The 24,483-nt window shown below is 43.8% G+C and carries 21 protein-coding genes; 6 read left to right on the top strand and 15 right to left on the bottom strand.

From position 1 onward, the window contains the following. Positions 1-30 precede the first annotated feature (30 nt). Complete coding sequence (locus JCM16456_RS09830; RefSeq protein WP_068714049.1) at positions 31-1,713, bottom strand: aspartate:alanine antiporter; 1,683 nt, start codon at positions 1,711-1,713, stop codon at positions 31-33. Between the two features lie 210 nt (positions 1,714-1,923). After that, positions 1,924-2,187, bottom strand: coding sequence for a GrxA family glutaredoxin (locus tag JCM16456_RS09825; protein ID WP_068714048.1), 264 nt, complete (start codon positions 2,185-2,187; stop codon positions 1,924-1,926). A gap of 366 nt (positions 2,188-2,553) precedes the next feature. Here JCM16456_RS09825 and JCM16456_RS09820 point away from each other — a divergent pair, with 366 nt between their 5' ends. Next, the gene (locus JCM16456_RS09820) at positions 2,554-3,816 is read left to right on the top strand and encodes an iron-containing alcohol dehydrogenase (protein WP_068714047.1); all 1,263 of its coding nucleotides are present in this window, start codon (positions 2,554-2,556) and stop codon (positions 3,814-3,816) included. A gap of 64 nt (positions 3,817-3,880) precedes the next feature. Here the strand turns inward: JCM16456_RS09820 and JCM16456_RS09815 are convergent, their stop codons facing one another. The 3 genes from JCM16456_RS09815 to JCM16456_RS09805 form a co-directional block, all read right to left on the bottom strand. After that, positions 3,881-4,738 (bottom strand): MurR/RpiR family transcriptional regulator, encoded by an 858-nt coding sequence (locus tag JCM16456_RS09815; RefSeq protein WP_068714046.1) that lies wholly within the window; start codon positions 4,736-4,738, stop codon positions 3,881-3,883. A 285-nt stretch (positions 4,739-5,023) separates the two neighbouring features. Further along, complete coding sequence (panP, locus tag JCM16456_RS09810) at positions 5,024-6,694, bottom strand: pyridoxal-dependent aspartate 1-decarboxylase PanP (RefSeq protein ID WP_068714045.1); 1,671 nt, start codon at positions 6,692-6,694, stop codon at positions 5,024-5,026. A 380-nt stretch (positions 6,695-7,074) separates the two neighbouring features. Continuing rightward, entirely contained in the window at positions 7,075-7,995 is a 921-nt protein-coding gene (locus JCM16456_RS09805; protein WP_068714044.1) for an HDOD domain-containing protein, read from the bottom strand. Positions 7,996-8,330: 335 nt separating this feature from the next. On the opposite strand from JCM16456_RS09805, the gene JCM16456_RS09800 reads away from it, so the two are divergent. Beyond that, on the top strand, positions 8,331-8,933 hold the full coding sequence (locus JCM16456_RS09800; RefSeq protein WP_068714043.1) for a TfoX/Sxy family DNA transformation protein: 603 nt from the start codon (positions 8,331-8,333) through the stop codon (positions 8,931-8,933). Between the two features lie 107 nt (positions 8,934-9,040). Here the strand turns inward: JCM16456_RS09800 and JCM16456_RS09795 are convergent, their stop codons facing one another. Further along, entirely contained in the window at positions 9,041-9,589 is a 549-nt protein-coding gene (locus JCM16456_RS09795) for a hypothetical protein (RefSeq protein ID WP_068714042.1), read from the bottom strand. 489 nt (positions 9,590-10,078) lie between these two features. Between JCM16456_RS09795 and JCM16456_RS09790 the strand changes: the two genes are divergently transcribed. Next, entirely contained in the window at positions 10,079-11,380 is a 1,302-nt protein-coding gene (locus JCM16456_RS09790) for a DUF945 family protein (protein WP_068714041.1), read from the top strand. A gap of 85 nt (positions 11,381-11,465) precedes the next feature. Here JCM16456_RS09790 and artM read toward each other — a convergent pair whose 3' ends face one another. From artM to artP, 4 genes are read right to left on the bottom strand one after another with little or no spacing between them, the layout of a single operon-like run. Then, positions 11,466-12,134 (bottom strand): arginine ABC transporter permease ArtM, encoded by a 669-nt coding sequence (gene artM / locus JCM16456_RS09785; protein WP_068714040.1) that lies wholly within the window; start codon positions 12,132-12,134, stop codon positions 11,466-11,468. A gap of 34 nt (positions 12,135-12,168) precedes the next feature. Then, positions 12,169-12,843 (bottom strand): arginine ABC transporter permease ArtQ, encoded by a 675-nt coding sequence (artQ, locus tag JCM16456_RS09780; RefSeq protein WP_068714039.1) that lies wholly within the window; start codon positions 12,841-12,843, stop codon positions 12,169-12,171. Between the two features lie 3 nt (positions 12,844-12,846). After that, entirely contained in the window at positions 12,847-13,578 is a 732-nt protein-coding gene (locus JCM16456_RS09775; RefSeq protein WP_068714038.1) for an arginine ABC transporter substrate-binding protein, read from the bottom strand. A gap of 52 nt (positions 13,579-13,630) precedes the next feature. Beyond that, a complete protein-coding gene (gene artP / locus JCM16456_RS09770) occupies positions 13,631-14,359 on the bottom strand; it encodes an arginine ABC transporter ATP-binding protein ArtP (RefSeq protein ID WP_068714037.1) in 729 nt (242 codons plus the stop codon). A 342-nt stretch (positions 14,360-14,701) separates the two neighbouring features. Here artP and JCM16456_RS09765 point away from each other — a divergent pair, with 342 nt between their 5' ends. Then, positions 14,702-15,043 (top strand): hypothetical protein, encoded by a 342-nt coding sequence (locus JCM16456_RS09765; protein WP_068714036.1) that lies wholly within the window; start codon positions 14,702-14,704, stop codon positions 15,041-15,043. 65 nt (positions 15,044-15,108) lie between these two features. On the opposite strand, the gene JCM16456_RS23690 is transcribed toward JCM16456_RS09765, so the two are convergent. After that, on the bottom strand, positions 15,109-15,276 hold the full coding sequence (locus JCM16456_RS23690; protein ID WP_156430422.1) for a hypothetical protein: 168 nt from the start codon (positions 15,274-15,276) through the stop codon (positions 15,109-15,111). Between the two features lie 139 nt (positions 15,277-15,415). On the opposite strand from JCM16456_RS23690, the gene JCM16456_RS09760 reads away from it, so the two are divergent. Next, positions 15,416-15,838, top strand: a complete 423-nt coding sequence (locus tag JCM16456_RS09760; RefSeq protein ID WP_068714035.1) for a hypothetical protein — start codon at positions 15,416-15,418, stop codon at positions 15,836-15,838. 125 nt (positions 15,839-15,963) lie between these two features. After that, complete coding sequence (gene serC, locus JCM16456_RS09755; RefSeq protein WP_068714034.1) at positions 15,964-17,058, top strand: 3-phosphoserine/phosphohydroxythreonine transaminase; 1,095 nt, start codon at positions 15,964-15,966, stop codon at positions 17,056-17,058. 98 nt (positions 17,059-17,156) lie between these two features. Here the strand turns inward: serC and JCM16456_RS09750 are convergent, their stop codons facing one another. From JCM16456_RS09750 to JCM16456_RS23685, 4 genes are all read right to left on the bottom strand, one after another. Next, a complete protein-coding gene (locus JCM16456_RS09750; RefSeq protein ID WP_068714033.1) occupies positions 17,157-19,505 on the bottom strand; it encodes a YgiQ family radical SAM protein in 2,349 nt (782 codons plus the stop codon). Between the two features lie 369 nt (positions 19,506-19,874). After that, entirely contained in the window at positions 19,875-21,539 is a 1,665-nt protein-coding gene (locus JCM16456_RS09745; protein WP_404819201.1) for a pyridoxal phosphate-dependent decarboxylase family protein, read from the bottom strand. A 46-nt stretch (positions 21,540-21,585) separates the two neighbouring features. Then, positions 21,586-23,487 (bottom strand): methyl-accepting chemotaxis protein, encoded by a 1,902-nt coding sequence (locus JCM16456_RS09740; protein WP_068714031.1) that lies wholly within the window; start codon positions 23,485-23,487, stop codon positions 21,586-21,588. Between the two features lie 684 nt (positions 23,488-24,171). Next, positions 24,172-24,339, bottom strand: a complete 168-nt coding sequence (locus JCM16456_RS23685) for a hypothetical protein (protein ID WP_156430501.1) — start codon at positions 24,337-24,339, stop codon at positions 24,172-24,174. Positions 24,340-24,483 lie beyond the last annotated feature (144 nt).

Raw genomic sequence — 24,483 nt, 5'->3', positions numbered from 1 at the left:
GCGCTCATTGAGCGCCTTTTTTCGTTCTGGTTAATTCAACAATATTAGTATCGTACCAGCAAGAGTCATCAGAATATTGGCGATGGCATAAGTGCCAGCGTAACCTAATGCTGGAATGGTTGATTTAGCGTATTCGTTCACAATGTCCATAGCCGGTGCGCAAGTACGGGCACCAATGATGGCCCCAAATAGTAAGGCGCGGTTCATCTTAAGAATGTAAGCTCCAACAAGGTAGGCAAATACCACAGGTACAACACTGACTAAGAAGGCGAGGCCAAATATTTTAAAGCCGATGTCGGAGAGGTGTTCGAACATCTGCCCACCGGCGCTCAAACCAATGCCCACCATAAAGAACATTAACCCTAGGTCTTTGACCATGTTTAACGCCCCTTGTGGCACATAGCCAAACGTTGGGTGGTTCGCGCGCAAGAAACCTAACGTAATACCCGACAACAATAAACCAACGGCATTGCCTAGGCTAAAAGAAACCTGACCAAAGGTCATGGTAATCAGGCCAAACAGAATGCCAAGAATAAAGAAGCTACAGAACGCGATCAGGTCTGCCATTTGGCTATGAATCGAGATAAACCCGATTTTATCGGCTAGCCCTTGGACTCGGCTTTTCTCGCCACTGACTTGCAGCACATCCCCTTTCGCGAGCACGATATCAGAATCCATTGGCATCTCAATTTGAGCACGGACAACTCGGTTTAAGAAACAGCCGTATTCAGAGAGATTTAATTCAGATAGACGTTTACCGGCAATGGCATCACTTTTTACAACGATCTCTTCTTCTGAGATACGTAAGTCGAGTAGGTTGCGGTCAAAAACTTCTTTTCCGTTACGAAAACTAGGATCCAGTCGAGCATGGCTATCAGGAAAACCCACCAACGCAATTTCATCGCCTTCTTGTAAAATGGCATCCCCATCCGGGTGGGCAAGAATACCGTTACGGCGTACTCGCTCGATGTAACACCCCGTTTGGCGATAAATCCCGAGTTCGCGAAGATTACGTCCATCAACCCAATTGGTAAGTTCAGGACCAACACGGTAAGCCCGAATAATTGGTAAATAGACTTTACGCTGGCTATTTCCGCCTAGGCCTCGTTCGCGGGCAATTTGTTGCGCTGAGTCGGAAAGATTTTGCTTTTGTAGTTTAGGTAGCAACTTAGCGAACATAATCATACTGATTAAGCCGACTAAATAAGCCATTGCATAACCGACAGAGACGCTATCCAAAATAAGTGATAGGTCTTTATTGTGAGGCACTTCTGCTAATCCGGAGTTAATGGCATCTTGAGCCCCTACGAGAACAGGGGTTGATGTTAGTGCCCCAGCCATCATACCGGCAGAGAGACCAAAATCGAGATCAAGGTAGTAGCTACCAAAATAGGTGATCCACATCGCGGTGATTAACACCGTTAAACTCAGGATGAGGTAATGTTTCCCATCGCGGAAAAAAATGCCAAAAAAATTGGGCCCCGCTTCGATACCTACACAGTAGATAAACAGCATGAACCCAATGGTGAGTGATTCGGAACTGAAAGAAAAACCAAGGTGCCCCATGACAAGAGAGGTGACCAATACACCGATGGAGTTTCCTAGTTGAAAACTACCTATCCTGATTTTACCAATGGAAAGCCCAATGGCTAAAACGACGAAGATAAGAAGAATGGGATTTTGCTTTAGCAAGAGTACGACGTCTATATTCACTGTCTAGGCTCAAAGAAGGTATGGCGAAAGAATTAACGCAGATAATTTTATCTGATTATGAGAAAAAGATAAGTTAAATTTTCTAGTTTTACGTAGATTTTGGAGAGGTCGAACCATCGGTCCTGAATCCATCTGCGATTTTCTAATAAGTGCACCTGTTTTGGGTACAAAAAAACCCGCATTAGCTGCGGGTTTTTCAATCTGTCACGATTAGTCGAACAGACCTAGGTTTTCTTTTGCGAATGCTTCAAATTCTGTGCAGCCGCCGATAGGTTTTTGATCAATAAAGATTTGTGGAACAGTTTCAACTGGTTTACCTACACTTTTAGATAGGTCTTCTTTACTGATGCCTTCCGCTTGAATATCAACATAGCGGTAGTTGAAATCTTCGTGTTTTTCTTTCAGAGTTTCTGCGTGCTCTTTTGCACGAACACAGTATGGGCAACCTGGACGACCAAAAATTACTACAAACATGACTCTCTCCTTAATTGTTTTCGAAGCCAATATGCCTGATTAGATATAGAAAATAAAGTAGCAATTACCATTCAATTCAATAGATAAAACCTATTGTTCACTTCTTCAGCTATTGCTGTTGTATTCATATTCAACGATTTTGATAATTAGAGTATAGCTGACCCGAACGGTTTCGAAATGAAAGCCGCTGAATTCAAGACGTATAAACGCAGTGATAACATTTGAGATAGGGAGATAATTACGTGATGCTGAGCAAAAATTAACCGCGAAATTTAAGGGCGAATGTTTCACTTTGCTCTGGGTCACCGAATTCAATAAGTAGATGAGCCATCCTGATAGAAGTGAACACTTATAAAGGGCTTAATCATGTTTGAATTTATGACCCCCACAAAGATCATTTTTGGTGCCGGTTCATTACTACACGCTTTGCCTCAGATTCGCCAGATAGGTTACAGCATACTGTTAGTCTCGGGGCGAACTCAGGAACGCGCACAACCTATTGTGCAGGATTTTCAAAAGCATCATAAGCGTTATCAACATGTTGCTGTATCGAGTGAGCCGAATATCACTATGATTGAAGAGACCGCAAGTCTTGCAAGGCGCTTTAAAGTGGATGCTGTTGTCGCAATTGGCGGTGGCAGTGTGCTTGATACAGGTAAAGCTCTGGCGGCGATCATACCTAACCAAGGCTCTGTATATGATTATGTGGAAGTGATTGGTCGTAGTGTTCCTCTCAAGGCAAAACCGTTACCCTTTATCGCCATTCCAACCACCGCAAGCACGGGCTCGGAAGTGACAAAAAATGCGGTATTACGCTCTGGGCAAGACAAAATTAAAGTGAGTTTGCGTAGCGCAGATATGATGCCAGATGTGGCAATTGTTGATCCAACGTTAACCTACGGAACGAATCTTTATCTTTCAGGCCGTGGAGCAATGGATGCCTTTACCCATTTGATGGAGGCTTATGTGTGTGGTGTACCCAACTTGCTAACCGATATGGTTTGTGAAGAGGGGTTATCCCGTATCGCTCATTCAATCATTGATGCCTGTGTTCTGGATGAACCAAAGGCAAGGCGTGATCTTTCATTTGCTGCCATGTTAGGAGGGCTGGCGCTGAGCAATGCAAAATTAGGTGCTGCCCATGGGTTAGCTTCCGCATTGGGAGGGAAACTGGACGCTCCACACAGTGTGATTACCGCGCGTCTATCTCCTTACGTGATGCATGAAAATATCGAGTTAGCTCGTCAGCATCAAGCGGATGATATTTTGCAGCGTTACTACCGAATTGCTCAAATTCTTACCGATAGGCGTAATGTGAATCTTGAAGATGGTGTTTTATGGGTCAATATGATTTTGGAGCGTTTACAACTGCCTACGCTAGATCACTTTGGTGTTTGCCAAACTTCTTTTCAAGATGTTGTTCGAGATGCTTTGCAATCTAATTCAATCAAAGGGAACCCTTTGCCGTTAACGGAAGCTCGATTGATGAGCATTTTGAATCATGTTTGTCAGTGTAGGACGCGAACAGAAACGGAGAAGGAGCAAACTGTGGAGCACAATGCGGTTGCGTTAATTAAGCAAACCGAAGGGCAGAAAAGTGGAGATAAGCAACCTTTAGAAAGAGAATGAGCGTCTAACGACGCTCATTTTTTTGATTGGTAACCAGAATCTATTTGTAACCAGCAGTCGAGGATTAAGATAAATTCGAGTATTTATCGTAGCGCGAATCCTTCAAAGCTTCTTTTACACGCTTGAGGTTTTCACGGAAACCAGAGCCGCGGCGCAATGTGAAGCCAGTTGCTAATACGTCAATCACCGTCATTTGTACTACGCGGCTTGCCATGGGCATATAAACGTCGGTATCTTCTGGGACATCCAAGCAGATCGACAATGAGCTTGCTTTGTCGAGTGGTGAGTCTTTTGCAGTAATCGCAATGACTGTAGCACCATTTTCTTTGGCTAAATGAGCAATTTCCACTTGGCTTTTGGTTCGGCCAGTGTGCGAAATCAACACAATTACATCGTTATCTGTGCAGTTAATACAGCTCATTCGTTGCATCACAATGTCTTCAAAACAGGTGATAGGAATATTAAAACGAATAAATTTGTTTTGTGCATCACGTGCGACAGCAGAGGAAGCGCCTAAGCCAAAGAAAGAGATGCGTTTCGCTTGAGTCAATAGGTCGACAGCTCGATTGATTTGTACGGGGTCTATGCTGTTTTTTGCTACATCCAAACACGCCATGGTTGATTCAAAAATCTTGTGCGTGTAAGCATCTGGACCATCCTCTTCTTCAACGTTACGGTTAACGTACGGAGTGCCATTAGCTAAGCTTTGTGCAAGGTGCAATTTAAAGTCGGGAAAGCCTTTTGTGTCTAAGCGGCGACAAAAACGGTTTACAGTTGGTTCGCTGACATCGGCCATTTTGGCTAAAGTGGCAATGCTTGAGTGAATGGCAGTTTGAGGGGAGGCCATAATGACTTCCGCTACCTTACGCTCAGACTTGCTAAAATTTTCCAGATTTTTTTGGATTTTTTCTAATGTATTCATAGTATTCACGCAGGCATAAGGAATGAATTGTTGGTATGCCCTAAAGCTGTTTAAAATTCTGAGAACATTGCCACATCACATAGGCACATCGACCCAACTCCAGTGACTCGAGTATAAACCCAAGCATGGTCAATTCATAAATGAAACGATGTATCAAATGGTGATTCTATGACAAGCCTCAAACTAAATTTCATTAAAACTACACATACACCAACTAGTTGCGCTGTTTTTTCCATATTTCAGCAAGTTGATGATAGGTAAATTACAAAGTTCAGAAATTAATTTTCATTCTTGTGTAACTTTGGGCGCAGGTACTGGGACGATAGAGTACGCGATATTCTCTATGTTTGTCATCAATTGAGGCGCTAATCTAGCAATTTCTCGCTGTTCTTGCAAAATTCCCTGCAAAATGGTTTCAGTGGTGAGGGGATTTGCTAACACAACTCGAAACACAATGGTGGCCAAATGATCCCAGCGCGTTGGTGTTAATTGAGTTCGAGAAACAAACGAGCGGCCGGTTTCACGTTGGTGTTTTTGGATGAATTTGGTTAATTCGTTCAGAGCGTTATTGAGTTCGATTTTTTGCTCACGGTTTGCATGCTCTAGAGCGTGTAGAGCAAAGGGGGGAACAAACCGATAAGTAAGCAGGCACAGCTCAGGTTCAGACACCAATTCGAAATCGTCGGTGGCTTTGATGAGTTTTGCAAAAAAATGGGCTTTAGCGATGCTTTGGTCGATAAGCATGCCATAGCCAGCGCGGCTAATAATGTGCAGGCTTGAGTAGACGAGCATGGCCATGCCAGAACGTGACCCTTCTAGAGTGTGGCTGCCCAAATCCTTTGAACCTTGGCGCAAAATGTATTGTGCATGATGTTCTATCGATTGCATTGCGCTTGGATCTTTGAACAGCACCATGCCAGCGCCCATTGGGATGTAAAGCTGTTTGTGAGCATCAATGGTGACAGAGTCCGCCTGTTCAATGCCGTTGAGTAAATAACGGTGTTGCTGCGACATCAAGGTCGCTCCGCCCCAAGCCGCATCGACATGAAAATGACACGAATGTTGACGACAAATAGCCGCCATCGCATTTAATGGGTCGATATTGCCTGTTTCGGTGGTTCCGGCAACACCGACAACAGCAAAGGGCAAGATGCGTTTAGCTTTCAGCTCACACAGCGTTTTATCTAAGTCTGCTGGTTTTATCCGGTTATATTCATCGGTCGCAACACTGACCAGTCCATCTTGGCCAATACCTAACACATCGGCCGCTTTTTTCAATGAGTAGTGACCCCGTTCAGAAACGACGATGGCAAGGCCCTCATATCCATAATATTTTAATGCTTTGAACAAGCCTTCTTTTTCCACTCCACCGAAGTCAGGCGTCGCCTTTAATGCATTATTACGCGCCACCCAAAGAGCAGTGATGTTCGCTATGGTACCACCGGAACAAAACGCGCCAAGGGAGTGCACCGCACTGTGCATCCAGCGCTGGTAGAATGTCTCGTCTTCACCATAAATAAGGTGATGGATCATTCCAAGAACTTGGCGTTCAAGAGGTGTAAAAGCCTTTGAGGTTTCTATTTTTACCAAGTTTTGGTTAAGCGCAATCATGATTTTTGAAAGCGGCATCAAAAAGTAAGGCAGAGCTGATGTCATATGCCCCACAAAGCTAGGGGCTGAGGTGTGCACAGAGTGGGCGACAAGAGTGTTAAGAAGGTGTTCGGTATGTTCGGATACGAATTGCGGCTGCTCTGGTACATGCGCACTAGAAAAATCTTTTTCAATCTCAACCAGAGGCTTTTCTTCAGCCACGATGTGCTCACCTAAAAAAAGGTTTAAGTTATGGGAAAGTTCAGATTCAATTTGGGTTAAAGTGGAGTCGGGACCTTCAGGAATAGTAAAAATACGCAGAAGATTCTCAAAAGTCACATCCGCTGTTTTATTTGTTGCCGTCATCCTAATTTACCTAATTTTATTCATTACCTAATAGCCCAAAGTTGAATAGTACCGAACGGAAAGACCATTAGACACATTTTTGTCAAAGGAAGTTGATGTTTGCCCACTTGGATAGAGTGGATAGAGCTTATCTAACCACGGTAGAAAGCCCCAATTACATAGTGTCATTGAGGTGAAAAACACCAATGTGTAGTGAGCGATGGTTTGTAAGTTGTTAGTAGACAAGTTATCGAGGTGGGGATGTTTAACAAGATCATATGAATTAGAAAAACAACGGCTTGGTTTACTCGACCAAGCCACTTTGAATCATTTAATACTATGACATACCCAATATAGACCAATAACATACTCGATAGCATGGTTAGTTCATTATCGAGAGATTAAAAACCACTGCGGGTGATCACTGAGCGTAATTTCTCGTTAAACTCGTGATCGGAAAGGTTACTTAGTTGATAAAGAACATCGGCCCCAGTTGCATTGATTTCCACTTCATGTTCTTCGATTGCATCGTCTTGCTTGCGGAACATCAGTAGATGACTCGCAATACGAGCGATGTCTAGGTAACGCACTTCTTGGATCTGCTCTGCCATTTCTTCGTTGCAAGCCACTTCTAAGAAATCAGTGTCGAAGCCCCAATGCTTCAAAACCAGTTTACTGGTACTTGAACAGCGAGATTGGAAGATTTGCATCGCGATGTCTTCATCTAGATAGTTCCCGTTCTCTAAGTAGAGATGGTATTCATTCACTAGGCAAAACAGACCGATATCCGCAAGTAAACCAACCAGTAGAGACTTTTCTTCTTCAAGATAAGCATACTCTTCAGGTTCAACTTGTTTGAACGTTTCAGTGACAAGCACCATGGTTGCCCCTAATTCTCGGGAAGCATGGGCACTATTGGCCAAAATCTTATTACATTCAGGGCTTAAGTTAATCGCATGTTTCAATTGTTCAATGGCTTGTGCAGTTACGATGTCACGCACGCGCAAAATGCCCAAACGAGATACAGCCGTGATTAAATCGTTACAGGTGATATTCCTGCGGTTAAACACAACAGAGTTAGCTACGCGGATAACGATCGCCGCAAGGCTAGGATCATCGGTCAAACAGTCTGCGATATCAGATATGGTGGTGGAATCTTGCATACAGAGTTGCTGAACACGAAGAACAACCGTCGGGATCGGAGGCAAGGAAATTTTACCAGTGCTTATAGATAGCTCAACGAGTTGTGCAAACTCACTTTCTAAGCCGTGGATCAATTTGTGCCGATTATCTGGGAGCCAATAAAAGGATAAATGATTCATAAAAACGCCAACTCTGTCATACCGGCGGCTATTCTACCTACGTAATCGTAACAACTGCAACCAATTATATTTTTCTCTTCAAATAAATTCGCTTTTATAGGAGCGGTTCGACATTTAGTCCTCTTTTTATGTTTCATCTAATCAACAAGAGGTAGTTGACGAGATCTGCATCGCATAAAGCAGAGTTGCATAAGTGATAGTTGTGTAAATAGCATGCATACTTCGTCGTGTTAATTACTTGGTGATTTTTTATGCACCGAGTGGGTGTAATGATGCAGTTTATCTAGTACCTAATGAAAATATTTACAACGTCAGAGCTAGTAGAGGACACCATTATGAAACGACATTTATTCTATAAAGTTGCGACGCAATGTGGCTCATTGCAGACGCGCTCCATGTTTGGCGGTACAGGCATATTCCAAAATAATGTTATGTATGCTCTTATTCGCGAAGAATCGATTTACCTTAGAAGTCACCCTTTGGTGGAACCTAAATTAGCAGACTTATCCTGTGAGAAATTTAAGCATATTAAGAAATCCACGGTGGCGACCGTTAACTATTATGACATCACGGAAGTGGTGGTAGGGCAGCCGGATTTAGCCGTAGAACTCGTTAATCTTGCCATTAAAGGCGCTAAGCTAGACGACGCGGCAAAACGTTGTAAAAGTAATCGACGTTTACGCGATTTACCTAATATGCAATTGACTACTGAAAGAATGATTAAGAAAGCGGGCATCGATAACGTCGATATGTTGTTAGAGAAAGGGGCTTCATTTGCGTTTGCTCGTATCTGCGACATTTATGGGCGAGACGTTGATATGCGTTTACTTTGGAAATTGGCTGGTGCTGTTGAAGGGGTTCATTGGGAATTAATTCAAGAGCCAAAGAAGCAAGAGTTGTTGCAAGAGTGCAAACATTATGGTTTTGTCTCTATGTAGCAGACCAAACCATACAGCAGTCATCAAATAGATACCCAAGTCGACCGAATATGAATATGTGTCCTTTCATTTCGGTCGACTTTTTATTCGTCTGGGTTACGATTCAATTAATATTTGAAGCGTGCAGTGAATAGAATTTGATCGTTGTACGCGTCGTTAAATCGAGCTTCTGCACCGAGAGAGAACAGCTCTGTAGAATGGAAGCGAGCGTATACAGAACCAATCCAATCGTCATTGTCATCAATTGTGACATAACCAGCTTTACCACCAACTTCAAGCTGTGGCCCTAACCATTGACGTACACCCAAGTTCAGTTCCATGCCTGCATCGGCATTGCCATCATGCTTCTTATCTTGAGCACGAAGTAACATCTCACCGGTTAAATCAGACCAGTTATTGATTGGGGCGTGAAAGCCTAAACCTGTCGCAGCATCAAAGTCGCCGTCAAACTCTGAGTCAACGCGGCCAATGAAGTGAGCATTAGGGTGAATTGACATGCTGAATCCCGCGCCGTAAGTCACAGGGCTAACACCGATACGTGCTTCGATATAGTCGTAACTAAAGTTACTCATAACGGAAGGACTGTCTTGGTCTGTTTCAGCGAGAGCATAGCTTGAAGCGAGAAGCAGCGCAGCTGCAATCATTGTTTTACGCATAGTCACGATAAACCTATATTCTGTCATTAATTCCATTCATTCACAGTGTAGTTGTGAAATCCAAAAACGATGGTCACGTTTAACCAATATCATAAAGCATTGATTACAATAGACCATCAAAAAAATGTCGATTTTTATCGAATGCTTAAATCAGAAGCAAATTGAATGCCATAATCAGGCGATTCGTTATGCTCTCATAGAAACAATAGCTAAACTGTGATGTATACCGGAATGACCTCAGGATGCCTTTTGGGCTGCTATCGAACTTGCCTTGCAAGGTACGGGTGTTGCTGGTTTTTTTGCCAAGACTCCTTGCTTGAGTAAGATTAATTGTCGTTTCGAGTCGTAATTTGGCATTTTCTTAATATAAACTGAGACATAGCGGGTTACACTGCAAGTGACATTATCGTAAAGCGATATCAACTGCCTACAGCAGACGCTTGGCGAGAGGATCACAAAATGATAAAGAAGTCATAGGATAAAGGCATTATGAACAACTTGAAAAAAGCTGGCGCAATAGGTGGCGCGATTGTTATCGCTGCATGCTGGCCGCTCGCAGTGGGGCAGATTGGTCAACGTATTTTAACTGAGGGCGCACAACATGCCGGCAATGACCGTGTTTCTGTACAGTTAGTTAAATATGACCGAGGTTATCTATCGTCTGAAGTGCAGACTAAAATTACACTGCTCGATCCTCGTTTAAAGCAGCAGTTTGCTGCCGATGGCCTGCCTACAGAGTTTCTCCTCAATAGTCATGTGTCTCATGGGATAGCAAGCCTTTCGTCTGAAACTAAGTTGGCCGATAGTCGTGATTTCCCTTTGACGTTACACACGACGACTCAGTTGAATGGCAATACGGATTTCAATTTAGTCATGAATGCTTGGAATTATCATAGAGATGGTGAAGAGTCATTCACTGTTTCGGTGTCTCCATCCTATTTAAAAGGGATGGTGACCAAATTGGGCGAAGTGAAATTTGAGTCTAAAATCCCATCTTTGGCGATCGATTTTGAGGATGACGCGAAAATCGTGTTAACCGACATGAGTGCGAAAGGTGAAGGAAAGGAGAGCAACGGTTTCTGGATCGGTGATCAAGTGTTCTCCATCGCTAAAATGACAGGACAAGGTAATATTCCAGAAGCGCCCGCGAAGGCTGGCGAGGAAAACGTCGCCCCAGTGATTTTTCAACTCAATGGCTTCAACTATCATTTTACCTCTAAGTTAGATGAACAGCAGGCACGCTTTAGCAGCCAACACGCCTTTACTGTGGATGAATTAGAAAGCAAAACGGTTCATGCCAAACAGATGGAGTTGGACTTTGCACTCAATGGTGTTGATAGCAATGCATTCAAACAGCTTTCAAATCTGTATCAAAACAATCCCGCTATTTCAAATGAAGAGATCGGCAAAGCTTTGCCATACGTTGACACGCTATTTAGTCAAGGTTTTGACGTTAGCTTAGGTAAGATGGATGCCACCATTGGCGAAGGTCGTTTTACGTCCCAAGTGTCTCTTTCTGTGCCAAAAGGAACAGAACATGTTACGCAAAATCCAGCTGCGGTAGTGACGGCACTACAAGGACATATCGGCACAACCGTATCAACTGCTTTGTTGAAGCAATTTCCATCCATGCATAAGTGGGCGGATGAATTGGTTGTGATGAACATGGCTACCCAAAATGATAAGGGGTATGCACTAAAAGCCGAAATAAAAGAGGGTAATGTGGTTTTCGCTAATGGCGAGAAAATTCCACTTGTCTCGCTAGTGATGATGGGAATGCACGGCTACTAAGTCTTGGACTCAGGTCAACTGCAAAAAGAAAAGGGCTCGATGAGCCCTTTTTTATTTGTTAGTAACAACAGAGATAACTGCCGTATTAATTTTGTTCGAATGCGAGTACGTGTTTTTCGATATAACGAAACATCAGAGTTAATAACCCATTGACACACAGGTAAAAAAGCCCAGCTAAACCAAAGACTGCTAGCGTGTCGTAAGTCTGCGCATTAATTCGCTGCGCGTATCCCATAATATCCATGATAGTAATGGTGCTTGCGAGCGAGGTACCTTTAAATACCAAAATGACTTCATTGGAGTAGGCCGGAATGGCTCTACGAAGCGCATACGGCAAAATGACGCGCAAGGTTTGACGATCATTCATACCGAGCGCTCGGCATGCCTGCCATTGACCATTGGGTATGGCGTTCACTGCGCCAACAAACAGTTGAGTACTGTATGCCGCGGTATTAAATGCCAGTGCTAACATAGCGCAAAACCAAGGCTGGCTGAACCAATCCCATAAAAATGAGGCTCTAAACCATTCAAATTGGCCAGGACCGTAGTAGATCAAAAAGATCTGTACCAGTAGTGGTGTACCTGTGAAAAGGGTGATAAAACCTTGGGCAAACCAATTTAATGGGCACCATTGGCGAACCATAATAATCGTCAGTGCTAGTGCTAGCATTCCGCCGATCAACAGTGCGACTAAGGTAAGTTCGATGCTGGTACCAAGGCCGTCAATCAGTTGCCAGACATGTTGGGAATTCATATCTATTCCTATTCCATGTAAACAGTGCTGCGAATTAACGCGAGCCCGTCTCTTTTAATTGAACACGAGCATCAACTCTTTTAATCACTTGTTGAGTGATTAAGGTGATCACAAGATAAATCATCGCTGCCATTGCATACCAAGCAAAAGTTTGGTGGGTGGTTGCTGAAGCTAATTGCGCTTGACGGAAAAGGTCTGTTACTCCAATTAAGGAGACTAACGCAGTATCTTTGAGCAGTACCAGCCATTGGTTGCTCAAGCCTGGCAACGCATGTCGAATTGCTTGGGGCAGGGTAATGCGCACAAAAGTGTGAAGCTTAGGTAAGCCTAAAGCACGAGCCGCTTCGATTTGACCACGAGGCACCGCTTTTATCGCCCCACGTAATGTTTGAGCTGCGTAGGATGCAAAAATTAATGATAGCGCCACAACACCTGCTAAGAATGGGCTGATTTCAATGAAATCTCCGGTGATGTAAAACAATATCTGTGCAGAACCAAAAAAGATAAATAGCACCACCAGTAATTCCGGTAGGCCACGAATAATAGTGACAAAAGCAGTGGTTAGCCAACGAAGAGGCGTAAATTTGGTCATTTCGCCAGCAGCAAAAATGACAGCAAGCACTAACCCCAGCAACAGACTCGACAGCGCGAGCTGGACTGTCATCCAGCTCGCAGAGATTAACGCTTGGGAATATCCCGACACGATCATAAATTACTTACCAAAATACTTATTGTAGATAACTTGATATTGACCATTCGCTTTAATGGCGTTTAGTGCCCCATTAAGCTGTTTTAGCAAAGCGTCGTTGTTTTTGTTTACAGCGATACCAAAACCATTGCCAAAGTATTTTGTATTGGTAACAGGTTTGCCAATGTACGCGAGGTTTTGATTGTCTTTAAACCATTCAGCGACTACGGCTGTGTCGCCAAATACCGCATCGATGCGGCCGTTTTGCATATCCGTAAACGCATTTTGGTAACTAGAGTATGGTACAGCGGTTACGCCTGGCATTTGTTCAATCAAGTAGGATTGGTGGGTTGAACCGTTTTGTACACCCACTCGCTTGCCTTTTAGGTCTGCTTGGGTTGCTACGTGCCCTTTGGTGGTAACGAATGCAGCCGCATTATCGTAGTAGGCTTGTGTAAAGCTAACTTGTTGTAAACGCGCTTCGGTGATATCCATTGCGGAAATCGCTGCGTCGTATCGTTTGAATTTCAGCGCAGGAATGAGGCTGTCAAACGCTTGATTGGCAAAGGTGCAGTTTGCTTTTAACTCTGCACATAGAGCGTTAGCGACATCAATGTCAAAACCTTGGATTTGGTTGCTCTCGTCAACGTATTCGAATGGTGCGTAAGTCGCTTCTGTTGCGAACTTGATGGTTTGCGCAGCAGACGCTTGGGTTGATGCAAGGGCGATAAGGCTAGCGAAAAGTACTTTTTTCATGTTTAACTCCATGACAACAAAGAACATTACCCTATTGGGAAATGAAGAAAATTTAGTGCGTTAGGTATTGAGCAAATTGTTTTGTTTGTGGGTGCTCAAAGACCGTTTTGTCGCCAAATTCGACCACTTTACCTTGTTCCAAATAGAGTACGTGGCTGGCGATCTTTTTTGCGAACTCGACTTCATGTGTAACGACAACTTGTGTGATACCTGTTTGGCTAAGCTGCTTGATAATATTGACCACTTGCGAGGTGATTTCTGGATCAAGGGCTGCCGTAGGTTCATCAAATAACAGTACGTCGGGTTTCATCATTAACGCTCTTGCAATGGCAACACGTTGCTGTTGGCCGCCTGAGAGCTGTAATGGCCAAGCATTTGCTTTATCAGCGAGTTGTAGCTGTTTTAAAATGATAAGCGCTTGCTCTTTGGCTTGGGCTTTAGAAATGCCAGTCACTTTGACTGGTGCTTCAATCAGGTTTTCTAACACCGTCATGTGTGGCCAAAGGTGATATTGTTGAAATACCATACCTACGTGTTTACGTAGTGCCAGACCAACACTATCGGAAATTGGCTGACTGAAATCAAAGGATTTGCCAGCAATGGTCAACGAGCCTGATGACGCAGACTCAAGTAGGTTGAGTACGCGGATCAAAGAGCTTTTGCCGGCACCACTTGGGCCAAGCAGGACCAAAGTATCACCTCTGTCGCATCCAAAGCTCACATCATTGAGTACCTGATGTTCCCCATAGGATTTATTAATGTGATTTGCTTTAATTCCCATATTTTCGATATGTAGTACGTTTGAAAAATCGCATAGTACTCCAACAGAATATTTATGCAATATCGTTGGGATAATATATTAAAAATTGCGATATAGGCACGAGTTTAGATTCATATGCTGAGAGTATTCGCAATTTGTTGATTATTGCCTGAACTATGCAATATTGGCGTGTCATTATTCTAAGCGCGATTTGGCAAAGTCAAATCGTGAGGTTTGAGGCTTTTTATAACAGACTGCACATCAAATCTGATAGGTAACAGTGCGATGACATGCTCAAGATGTTTGCTTGTAAATAGGGGGCTACACTGACGCTGTTAGAACGCTTAAGGAGTGCAAAGGCACATGGTGAAAACGCGTATGCAAACGAATTGGCATAAAGGACTGATGACGCTTCTTATTATCGGGCTGGTGGTGTTGAGTTCTTTTAATATTGCCGACGAGAAAGCGCATCGCCTGATCAATCAAGCCATGCTGAGTGCCGCAGGTAGCTACACCATTGCTCGCACCCTTGATGCCGCCATATCCACATTACAAAGCTCAGAAGTGTCTGCGGGTGTTTTTTCCATTGATATTGGCCAAGTGCTTAATCCTGTGAGCGATTTAATTAATAAATTCAGCGATATTATGGTGATGTCGTTTACCTCGCTGAGTTTGCAAAAAGTGCTGTTACTTATACCCAAGTAACCTCAAGATGCGGTTTCAGCGAGAATGTATTCGCTCATAGGCAAGGCACCGATTTGAATACCTAGTTATTCTACGTAGAAAATCGGTAACGCAGCATAGGAGCGAATACAACTCGCCCCTTGGGAGCTCATCAACAAGCCCATTTCTGCGCCCAATGACGTTGAAAGGGAGTGACCATTCCTTCCGTCATTGAGCTTGACCTGTGCTCGTTGATGAAGCTCTGAAGTCTGCATCTTGAGGTCATTTGGGTATATATTCTCCTCTCAAGCGGCTAACATCATTTTTGCACTATTTGCTTTAGGGTTCTTGAGTACCATTTGGCTAACCGCATTAGCAAGGTTTCAGCCTATAGCGCAAAAGTTATTTCATTTGATGGCCATCGGACGATTTGTGGTACTTTTGGCTGTACTCAGTTCGCAGTGTATCGATTGGTGGTTTATCAATCCGCAAATTGAACAATACCAGCAGCGCGTTGCGAGCTTAGCTCATGAATCGGAACAATCGAATTATCCTCAAGCTGCTAAAGAAAGCGATGAGACTAATTTTCTAGGATTTGTTCGCCAACTGTCGCAGCAATGGGAGCAACTCACCCATGATGTGGTTGCGCAAAAAGATAAACTAGCGCAATTAGCTGATATTGCGGAAAGTTCAGTTGTCGACTTAATGACGTTAATGGCGCTCTATTTACTTAAGACGCTTATTTTGCCTCTGCTGTTTATCTTTTTATGCCGTTTGGGATTATCGAGACTATTCACTGCGATGCCAGTAAGCTCGGTCAATCGCATACCAAGTTAAAGGCGAGTTTTCTCAAAATACGAGAAAATTACTTAATCGCATGGAAAAGAACTTTTTGTCACTTTTTATTCATAAAAAAAAGTGGTATTAATCACACTTATTTCAAAAGCAGGAGCGAGAAACACATGGAGCCTAATCAGGACACCGTTTTTAACTTTAGCGCAGGTCCGGCTGTATTACCGAAACCGGTTATGCTTAAAGCACAACAAGAATTTGTTAACTGGCACGATCTTGGATCGTCCGTTATGGAAATCAGCCACCGCAGTAAACCATTTGTACAGGTTGCTAAAGAAGCGGAGCAAGATCTACGTGATCTGCTAAATATCCCTGATAATTACAAAGTCCTTTTCTGCCAAGGTGGTGCACGAGCTCAATTTGCTGCTGTGCCGCTTAACCTACTTGGTGAGTCGACAAAAGCGACTTACATCGATGGCGGTTACTGGGCAATGAGCGCAGTAAAAGAAGCGAAGAAATACTGCGAAGTTGACTTGTATGATGCCAAAGCAGACATTGACGGTAAAGTTGCCGTAAAACCGGCTGCTGAATGGGCGATTGCTGACGATTCTGCTTATGTACATTTCTGTCCAAACGAAACCATTGATGGTATTGAAATCAACGACCTTCCTGTGACAGATAAACCTATCGTTGCAGACATGTCGTCTAACATCCTGTCGAAAGTGATTGATGTATCTAAATACGGTGTGATTTACGCGGGTGCGCAGAAAAATATTGGTCCTGCTGGGATTTGTATTGCCATCGTACGTGATGATTTGTTGGGTTTGGCGAACGAACTGCTACCAAGTATCTTAAACTATAAAGTGCTTGCTGAAGGCGAATCTATGTTCAATACCCCACCAACCTTTGCTTGGTACTTGTCTGGTCAAGTGTTTAAATGGTTGAAAGAACAAGGCGGCGTCAAAGCGATGGAAGCGGTTAACCGCCAGAAAGCCGACCTGCTTTACAGCGCTATCGATGGTTCAGACTTCTACCGCAACAATATCCATCCAGCAAACCGTTCTCGCATGAACATTCCATTCCAGTTGGCGAAGCCAGAATTGGATGCAACATTCCTTGAGCTTGCTGAAGCAAAAGGTTTGACATCACTTAAAGGTCACCGTGTGGTTGGTGGGATGCGCGCATCTATCTACAATGCGATGCCACTTGAGGGCGTTCAAGCTCTGGTTGACTTTATGCGTGAATTTGAAGCTCAGTACGCTTAAGTTTCTATAACGCTTTAACTCATGGTTAACTAGCAGAAATAATTAAAAAGCGCAGTGTGAAAACACTGCGCTTTTTCTTTTAGCTGGTGGTTACCCCTTTATGAGGTAGCACGTGGGCGCTGCTTATTGGGGCGTTGACCCGGACGGCCTTTATTCACTGAACCACGGTTGCCTTGGTTGTTGCCAGCTCTTTGTCCATTACCTTGGTTACGGTTAGCGTTTTGCCCACCGTTGTTATTACCGCGTTGGCCACCACCGTTATTATTGCGGTTGCTGTTTTCACCACGACTCTTATTGCCTTCGCTGCGGTTATTACCACCACGACCACCGCGCAGTGGTTCAAAACCAGGCTGAGCAGGAGAGTGCTTGGTTGCAAAACGGTTTGAACCGTGACGCCCCGATTTACGACGTTGCGCTGGTGTTTGTTTGTTTGCGTCTTCAGCAGGAACCAAACAACTTGGTTTATCACCAATCAAATGCTTCTTACCCATTTCGATCAAGGCTTCGCGGATAATTGGCCAGTTAGCAGGATCGTGATAACGCAGCAATGCTTTGTGTAAACGACGCTGACGTACGCCTTTGGCAACAGGTACATCTTCACGCTTTTTGTACTTCACGCGTTTTAGCGGATTCACTTCTGAGTGGTACATCGCTGTTGCATTACACATTGGCGATGGATAGAAGTTTTGTACCTGGTCACACTCGAAGTTGTTGCTCTTGAGCCACAATGCCAAATTGAGCATGTCTTCATCTTCAGTTCCCGGGTGAGCGGAGATAAAGTACGGGATCAAATACTGCTTCTTGCCGGCTTCTGCGCTGTATTTTTCAAACAGTTCTTTGAATTTGTCATACGTGCCCATACCCGGTTTCATCATCAGATCAAGCGGGCCTTTTTCTGTATGTTCCGGTGCAATTTTTAAATAGCCACCCACGTGATGAGTCACCAGCTCTTTAACGTATTCAGGCGATTCTATCGCGAGGTCGTAACGTACCCCTGATGCGATAAGAATTTTCTTAATGCCATCCACTTTACGTGCTGCACGGTAGAGATCGATGGTGTGTTTGTGGTCGGTATTTAATTTATGACAAATACCCGGGAAAACACACGAAGGTCGACGGCAGTTGGCCTCTGCTTTGGGATCGGAACAACCTAAGCGGTACATGTTTGCAGTAGGGCCGCCCAAATCGGAGATAGTACCGGTAAAGCCAGGCACTTTGTCGCGAATCTCTTCTAGCTCATTTAAGATTGATTCTTGTGAACGGTTTTGAATGATACGACCTTCATGTTCGGTAATCGAACAGAAAGAACAGCCACCAAAACAACCACGCATGATGTTAACCGAGGTTTTGATCATGTCATAGGCAGGGATTTTTGCCTTGCCATATTTAGGGTGTGGTACGCGTGCGTAGTAAAGACCAAACACGTAGTCCATCTCTTCTGTTGAAAGAGGGATTGGCGACTGGTTTACTAAAAGTTCGCGATTACCATGGCTTTGCAGTAGCGCACGACCAGAGTAGGGGTTGGTCTCTAAGTGTAAAACTCGGCTAGCATGGGCATACAAAATGCGGTCATTCACCAGCTTTTCAAACGAAGGCAAGCGAACAGCCGTGTTTTCTGCATCGTGACGAGAAGGACGAATGGTAATCGGCTTAGGCTGAGAGTCTTCTTCCTTGGTTTTCGTTTCACACTGGGTTTCCACTTCGTACGGGTTGGTTGGTACGAATGGTGTACTTGGCTTATCAATGCGTGATGAGTCAATAATCTTATAACGCTCAGGTGCAGCAGCAAGATTCACGGCAGTACCACGAATATTGGTCATGGTGTCCAGAGATTCACCGTCTGCAATACGATGCGCAACTTCAACAAGAGCACGTTCAGCGTTACCAAAGAGCAAAATGTCCGCTTTTGCATCCATCAGAATGGAACGACGAACTTTGTCTGACCAGTAATCGTAGTGAGCGACACGGCGTAAGCTTGCTTCGATGCCACCCAGTACGATTGGCACATCTTTATACGCTTCTTTACAGCGTTGTGAGTAGACCAATGTCGCACGATCGGGGCGTTTGCCTCCTTCATTATTCGGCGTATAGGCGTCATCATGGCGCAGCTTCTTATCCGATGTATAGCGGTTAATCATCGAATCCATGTTGCCGGCAGTGATACCGAAAAATAGGTTAGGTTTCCCAAGCGCCATAAAGGCATCTTTATTTTGCCAATCTGGTTGGGAAATAATACCGACGCGAAATCCTTGAGCTTCAAGTAAACGGCCAATGATCGCCATACCAAAACTTGGGTGATCAACGTAAGCATCACCAGTGACGATAACCACGTCACAGCTATCCCAACCGAGCTCGTCCATTTCTTTACGAGAGGTCGGCAGGAAAGGGGAGATGCCATAGCATTCGGCCCAATACTTGTTGTACTCAAAAATCTTTTTAATATTCATAGATGTAATACATGCTCACTTATCTAACAGTGATGGCCTTATGGTAAGAATTATGGTTTTGCCATCTGCTGTGCTGACTTCCATCGGTGTAATTGTTCACTCATTACTGTTCGATAAATCCATCTATTCATTTCTTTATTACTAACAGAACACGACCGACCGCATGTTCTTGATGGTAAATACATTCCTATGTTGAGTATAAATTGAGCGACAAAATAGCGCTGGAGTTTACCATGAACCGAATAGAGAACACCACGTTATATTAAGGATAGATAACATTCATCATCAGTGTATTGTTGTTAGGGGATAGATGAAAAAAGCCTGCATGAGGCAGGCTTCTGAGGTAGGTGTTGCTTACGTTACATCGTATTAAGATTCGATATTGGCTACGAATTCTTCAATGCGTTGACGGGTAGTAAATGGGTTCAAAAATACCGCTTTTTCACCAGGTAGATATAGGCATTGACCATTTGCATTATAGGCAGTGCGAGCAACAGAGTCGATCCAGTTAGTATTCAGCACTTGGCCTTTACGTCCTTGGAAGTTTTGACGATGGAACGCTGCCGCATGTACGACATTCTCCATGTCTTTTTCTGAAGTAAACGCATCGCGCTCACGACGGAACATCTCCGTTGCCTCTGTTTTACATTTTGCATCGTATAGACGGAAGGTGACCGAAGGACCGTGGTTTTCTGGTGATACCACAACACAGTTTGGTTTTTGTTCTAACAAAGCGCGCAGGTAGTTTGCGTTTTGTAGACCATTAGCAATCACCGCTTGGTAACCTTCTAAGCCCATGTATTGCAGCGCAGAAAATGCTGAGAACACACCCACACCACTACGAGAACACTCAATGGTTGATTGTAGGTGAGTATCGTCTTGCATCGCTGGTTCAAAGTAAGAGAAGTAGCTTGGATCGTGTTTTAAGCTCTCAAAATCTTTACCGTTTTTCACCATGATCAAACTAGAGGTATAAGGAACATAACCCCATTTTTGGAAATCGACAGTGAACGAATCTGCGTATTTCAGCGCTTTTACTTTGCCGTTCAGCGCCATCAGGCCATCTAGCGTTGCTGCGTTAATGCCGAGTGGGTTTGCATTGAAATCGTAGTTATTGAAGAAAATCAGCGCCCAACCGATAGCCGCATCCACGTGGATATGTGGCTTGTAAGAGGTTTTGTACTGTGCGCATAAACGTTCACGAATGTCGTAAATCGCTTTAACATCATCAATCGCAAAGGTATCAGTGGTGCCGAAGGTCAACAAAATAGTTGGAATCACAATGCCTTTTTTAAAGCAGTCTTCCATTTGTTGCTCTGCATGGTCGATGTCCATCTGGTTATTTTCATCGATATGAACACGCAGTACTTGGTCGTTGATGTTGATGCCCAGTAACGACAAGTTGGTCATGTTGGAGTAGTGACCCGCTTGAGAGTTCATCATCATCAAGGATTGATTCGCAAAACCTTGTACGCAAGAACCAGGCAGTGCTTTACGCAAGCCCAACAGATAACCATAAAGGTTACAGAAAGTGCCACCTTGAGTGAAAAGACCAGAAGCCTGTTCAACATCATAACCCGCAAGGTTAGCGATTTGACGTACAACTAAGCGTTCAAGCTCGGTGGCTTTACCTGAATATTCACTGTAAACCAAGTTTGGGTTAGCGATGGTCGCAAGGATTGCTCCATGGATCGCGGGATCACTTGGGGTAGAAATAACGTTTTCTACCGCTTTAGGATCTTCCCAGTTTTTGGTTTTCTGCGCTGCGAACATCGCAATAGGGTCGAACGGTTCGTTACTGTCAGAGCAGTGCGCTGGAATCTCTGAATAGTTCAGCAGGGTTTCCATCATGTGCTCATCATTGAATTCAGCACTGTGACGACGGTTCTCGATTAAACTGTCTAAGCCGGCGATCTGATAGGTTGGCCATAACGTTTTGTCACGGCCGAAAAAGCGTTTCACTACCTCAGTGTATTTACTGTTGAAGGTATCGCTTACTGTATTGGCAGAAAGATCAGACCAAATGTGCTCAATTGTTGCCGTTGTCATACGGACCTCTTACTTAATGGTACAAACAAAATTAATACAATTTAAATTTGCGAACTAGTTGGTCTAGTTCACCATTGGCTTGCGCCAAAAGTTCTGTTGCTGAAACCGTTTGACGGCCGCTTACGACAAGGGATTCGACAATATCGCGAATGGTTAGCATGTTGCGTGATAACTCTTCAGTCACTCGGCTTTGTTCTTCCGTAGCGGTTGCGATTTGCGTGCTCACATCATCAATTTCATTAACGGATTGGCTCATCTCAGTAAGGCTAGTGGAGACTTGCGCGGTACTGTCCGCTGTCGATTGGCACTGGCTTTGAGTTTGTTTCATTGAGTTAACAACACTGGATGTAACATCTAATAGTTGTTGAAGCATGGCCGAAATCTCTGAGGTGCTATTTTGAGTGCGCACGGCTAATGCGCGAACTTCATCGGCCACGACGGCAAAACCGCGTCCTTGTTCACCTGCGCGTGCGGCTTCAATGGCTGCGTTCAACGCTAACAAGTTGGTTTGAGCAGAAATCTCTTCAATCACATTGACCACATCGTAGATCTTCATCGTATCGTTGTTCATTGCTTCGATACGGCTAGACATGGTTTCTACTTCACCTACCAAAGATTCCACGTTATCCACGGCATTATTGACAATGGCGAGTGATTCACGGGCACCAGTGTTAGCTGACGCAGTCAGTTTGTTAGATTCGGTTACGTTAACCGCCACGCTATGAGCGCTTTCACTCATTTCAGTGATTGCGGTGACCACTTGTTCTGTTTCTGCTGAGTGAGAAATCAACTGAGTTTCGTTATCACGAGCGCTTTGCCCCAGCTGTGTGATGCTGCTAGAGATATTTTGGCTGGCTTGCGCGATTTGCAGCATCATATGCTGTAGCTGCTCGGTAAAGCTGTTGAAGCCTTGGCTGATTTGTGCAAGATCATCGTGACCATCAACATGAAGACGAGAGGTAAGATCGCCGCTGCCTTCTGAAAGTGCTAAGACTGCAGCTTTAAGGCGCATTAAGGGTTTATAGGCGCTTTCAATGGACGCCACCATGCAACCGCAACTAATGATAAGTAATATGACGCCTGTCCAAATGGAATTCCATTTAGCGCTTTCAACACCTGCTTGAGCTGTGGATTTATCGATAAAGACCATCAACGTCCAATGGTTATCCTCTGATAAATGAATACGCTGGAAGTAACCGGTAAAATCTTTACCTAAGTAAGAAAAAGTTAAATGGCCTTGTTCTTGGGTCTCAAACGCACGTTCCATATCGGAAAATGCCGGGTTTACTTGACTTGGTGTTTTACCAATGTCACTTGGATCGTCACTAGCAAAGAAGATCGAGTTGCGATCGACTAACGTCGCCGCGCCGCCAGCGAAACGCATTTTATTGATACTACTTGCCACATTATCGATCACGATATCGCCGATCAGCACACCAATCTTGCGACCATTTTGGATGACTGCCTTGGTCAAGCTGATGGTTTTCTCACCGGTTTGTAGATCTTGGTAGATATCCGTCACGATAAGATCGTTTGACTGAATCGCTGCTTTGTACCAAGGACGATTTTGTAGGACGTTATTACGTAAAATTTGGTGGTCGCGAGAAAGGTAACTATTGCCATTACTGTAGGCGATGGCAACAGTGCTGAAATTGCCACTTTTCTCGAGTAGGTCAACTAATTTGAGGTTTTCAGCATCTGAAAGGTCGAGAGAAAATGAAGCTGAACTGTTATCAATTGCTTTTTGTTTACCCTGATACCAAGTTTCCATATTGGATACTTGGGAGGTGAGCTTTATCTCTGTTTCTTTAACCAGAGAAGCAACCATTTTTTCTTGGAGGTTATAAATATTAATTGAACCAAGAATGATTAATGAAAGTGCGACTAATAATGACACACTGAGATAAATACGAGATTTAAATCCTAAAGTCATGTGTTCCGCTAACAAGTATCCCTTGTTATTCCTTAAATATAGTATTGAAACAACGATACATGGCTGTCTTAGTTACCATCCCTCATTAGCGATAAATCCTTAGCAGTAGCGACTAAAAACACCATTGTCACCTCGTGTGATCACTAATAACGATGTGCCGCAGGTTTGGAGTCCTTACTAAGTTGAAAATCGAAGAATGACCTTAAGTGCTACAGGTATCAATATGACCGGGTGCATTGCATTAGCATTTACTGCAGTGTGATGTAATGCATCCAGTTGATGTTATGAGGTGTGAATATAATCTAATATGTTGGTTAAATACAACACTTTATAAAAATAAAACGATCATCTATGGCGGATAGTTTGGTTTATGTTCTGCAATAAAAAATTTATCTCTACGTTACAGTAATGACACAACTGTTGATATTGTGAGCAAATTTAGAGCGAAGGGGATAGCGAGTAAACAGGGAAATAGGGGGGCTTTTACCGCGTTGTTGATAACAAACTTTGCGAGGATGGAAGAATTTGCTAGGGGGTTAGCGACTATTCACTGGAAATTGAGAATATTAGAATTCTCTATACTAGATTAATTTTGCATGAGAGAGTTATACCCAAGTAACCTCAAGATGCGGTTTCAGCGAGAATGTATTCGCTCATAGGCAAGGCACCGATTTGAATACATAGTTATTCTACGTAGAAAATCGGTAACGCAGCATAGGAGCGAATACAACTCGCCCCTTGGGGGCTCATCAACAAGCCCATTTCTGCGCCCAATGGCGTTGAAAGGGAATGACCATTCCTTCCGTCATTGAGCTTGACCTGTGCTCGTTGATGAAGCTCTGAAGTCTGCATATTGAGGTCATTTGGGTATATCTGACGATAGTTTCAAAACAATCGAATAAAGCAACTGATGTAAGTATGTCTGCTATTTTTATTCAGCTATTATTTTGACGAATAGTCAAAATAATAGCGAATGTTGATTTTATGGCGAATTAT

Origin of the sequence: Vibrio tritonius (genome assembly GCF_001547935.1) — a bacterium.
Taxonomy (GTDB): Bacteria; Pseudomonadota; Gammaproteobacteria; order Enterobacterales; family Vibrionaceae; genus Vibrio; species Vibrio tritonius.
Note: the sequence above shows the minus strand (reverse complement) of the source record. Positions and strands in the feature narration are given on the sequence as shown.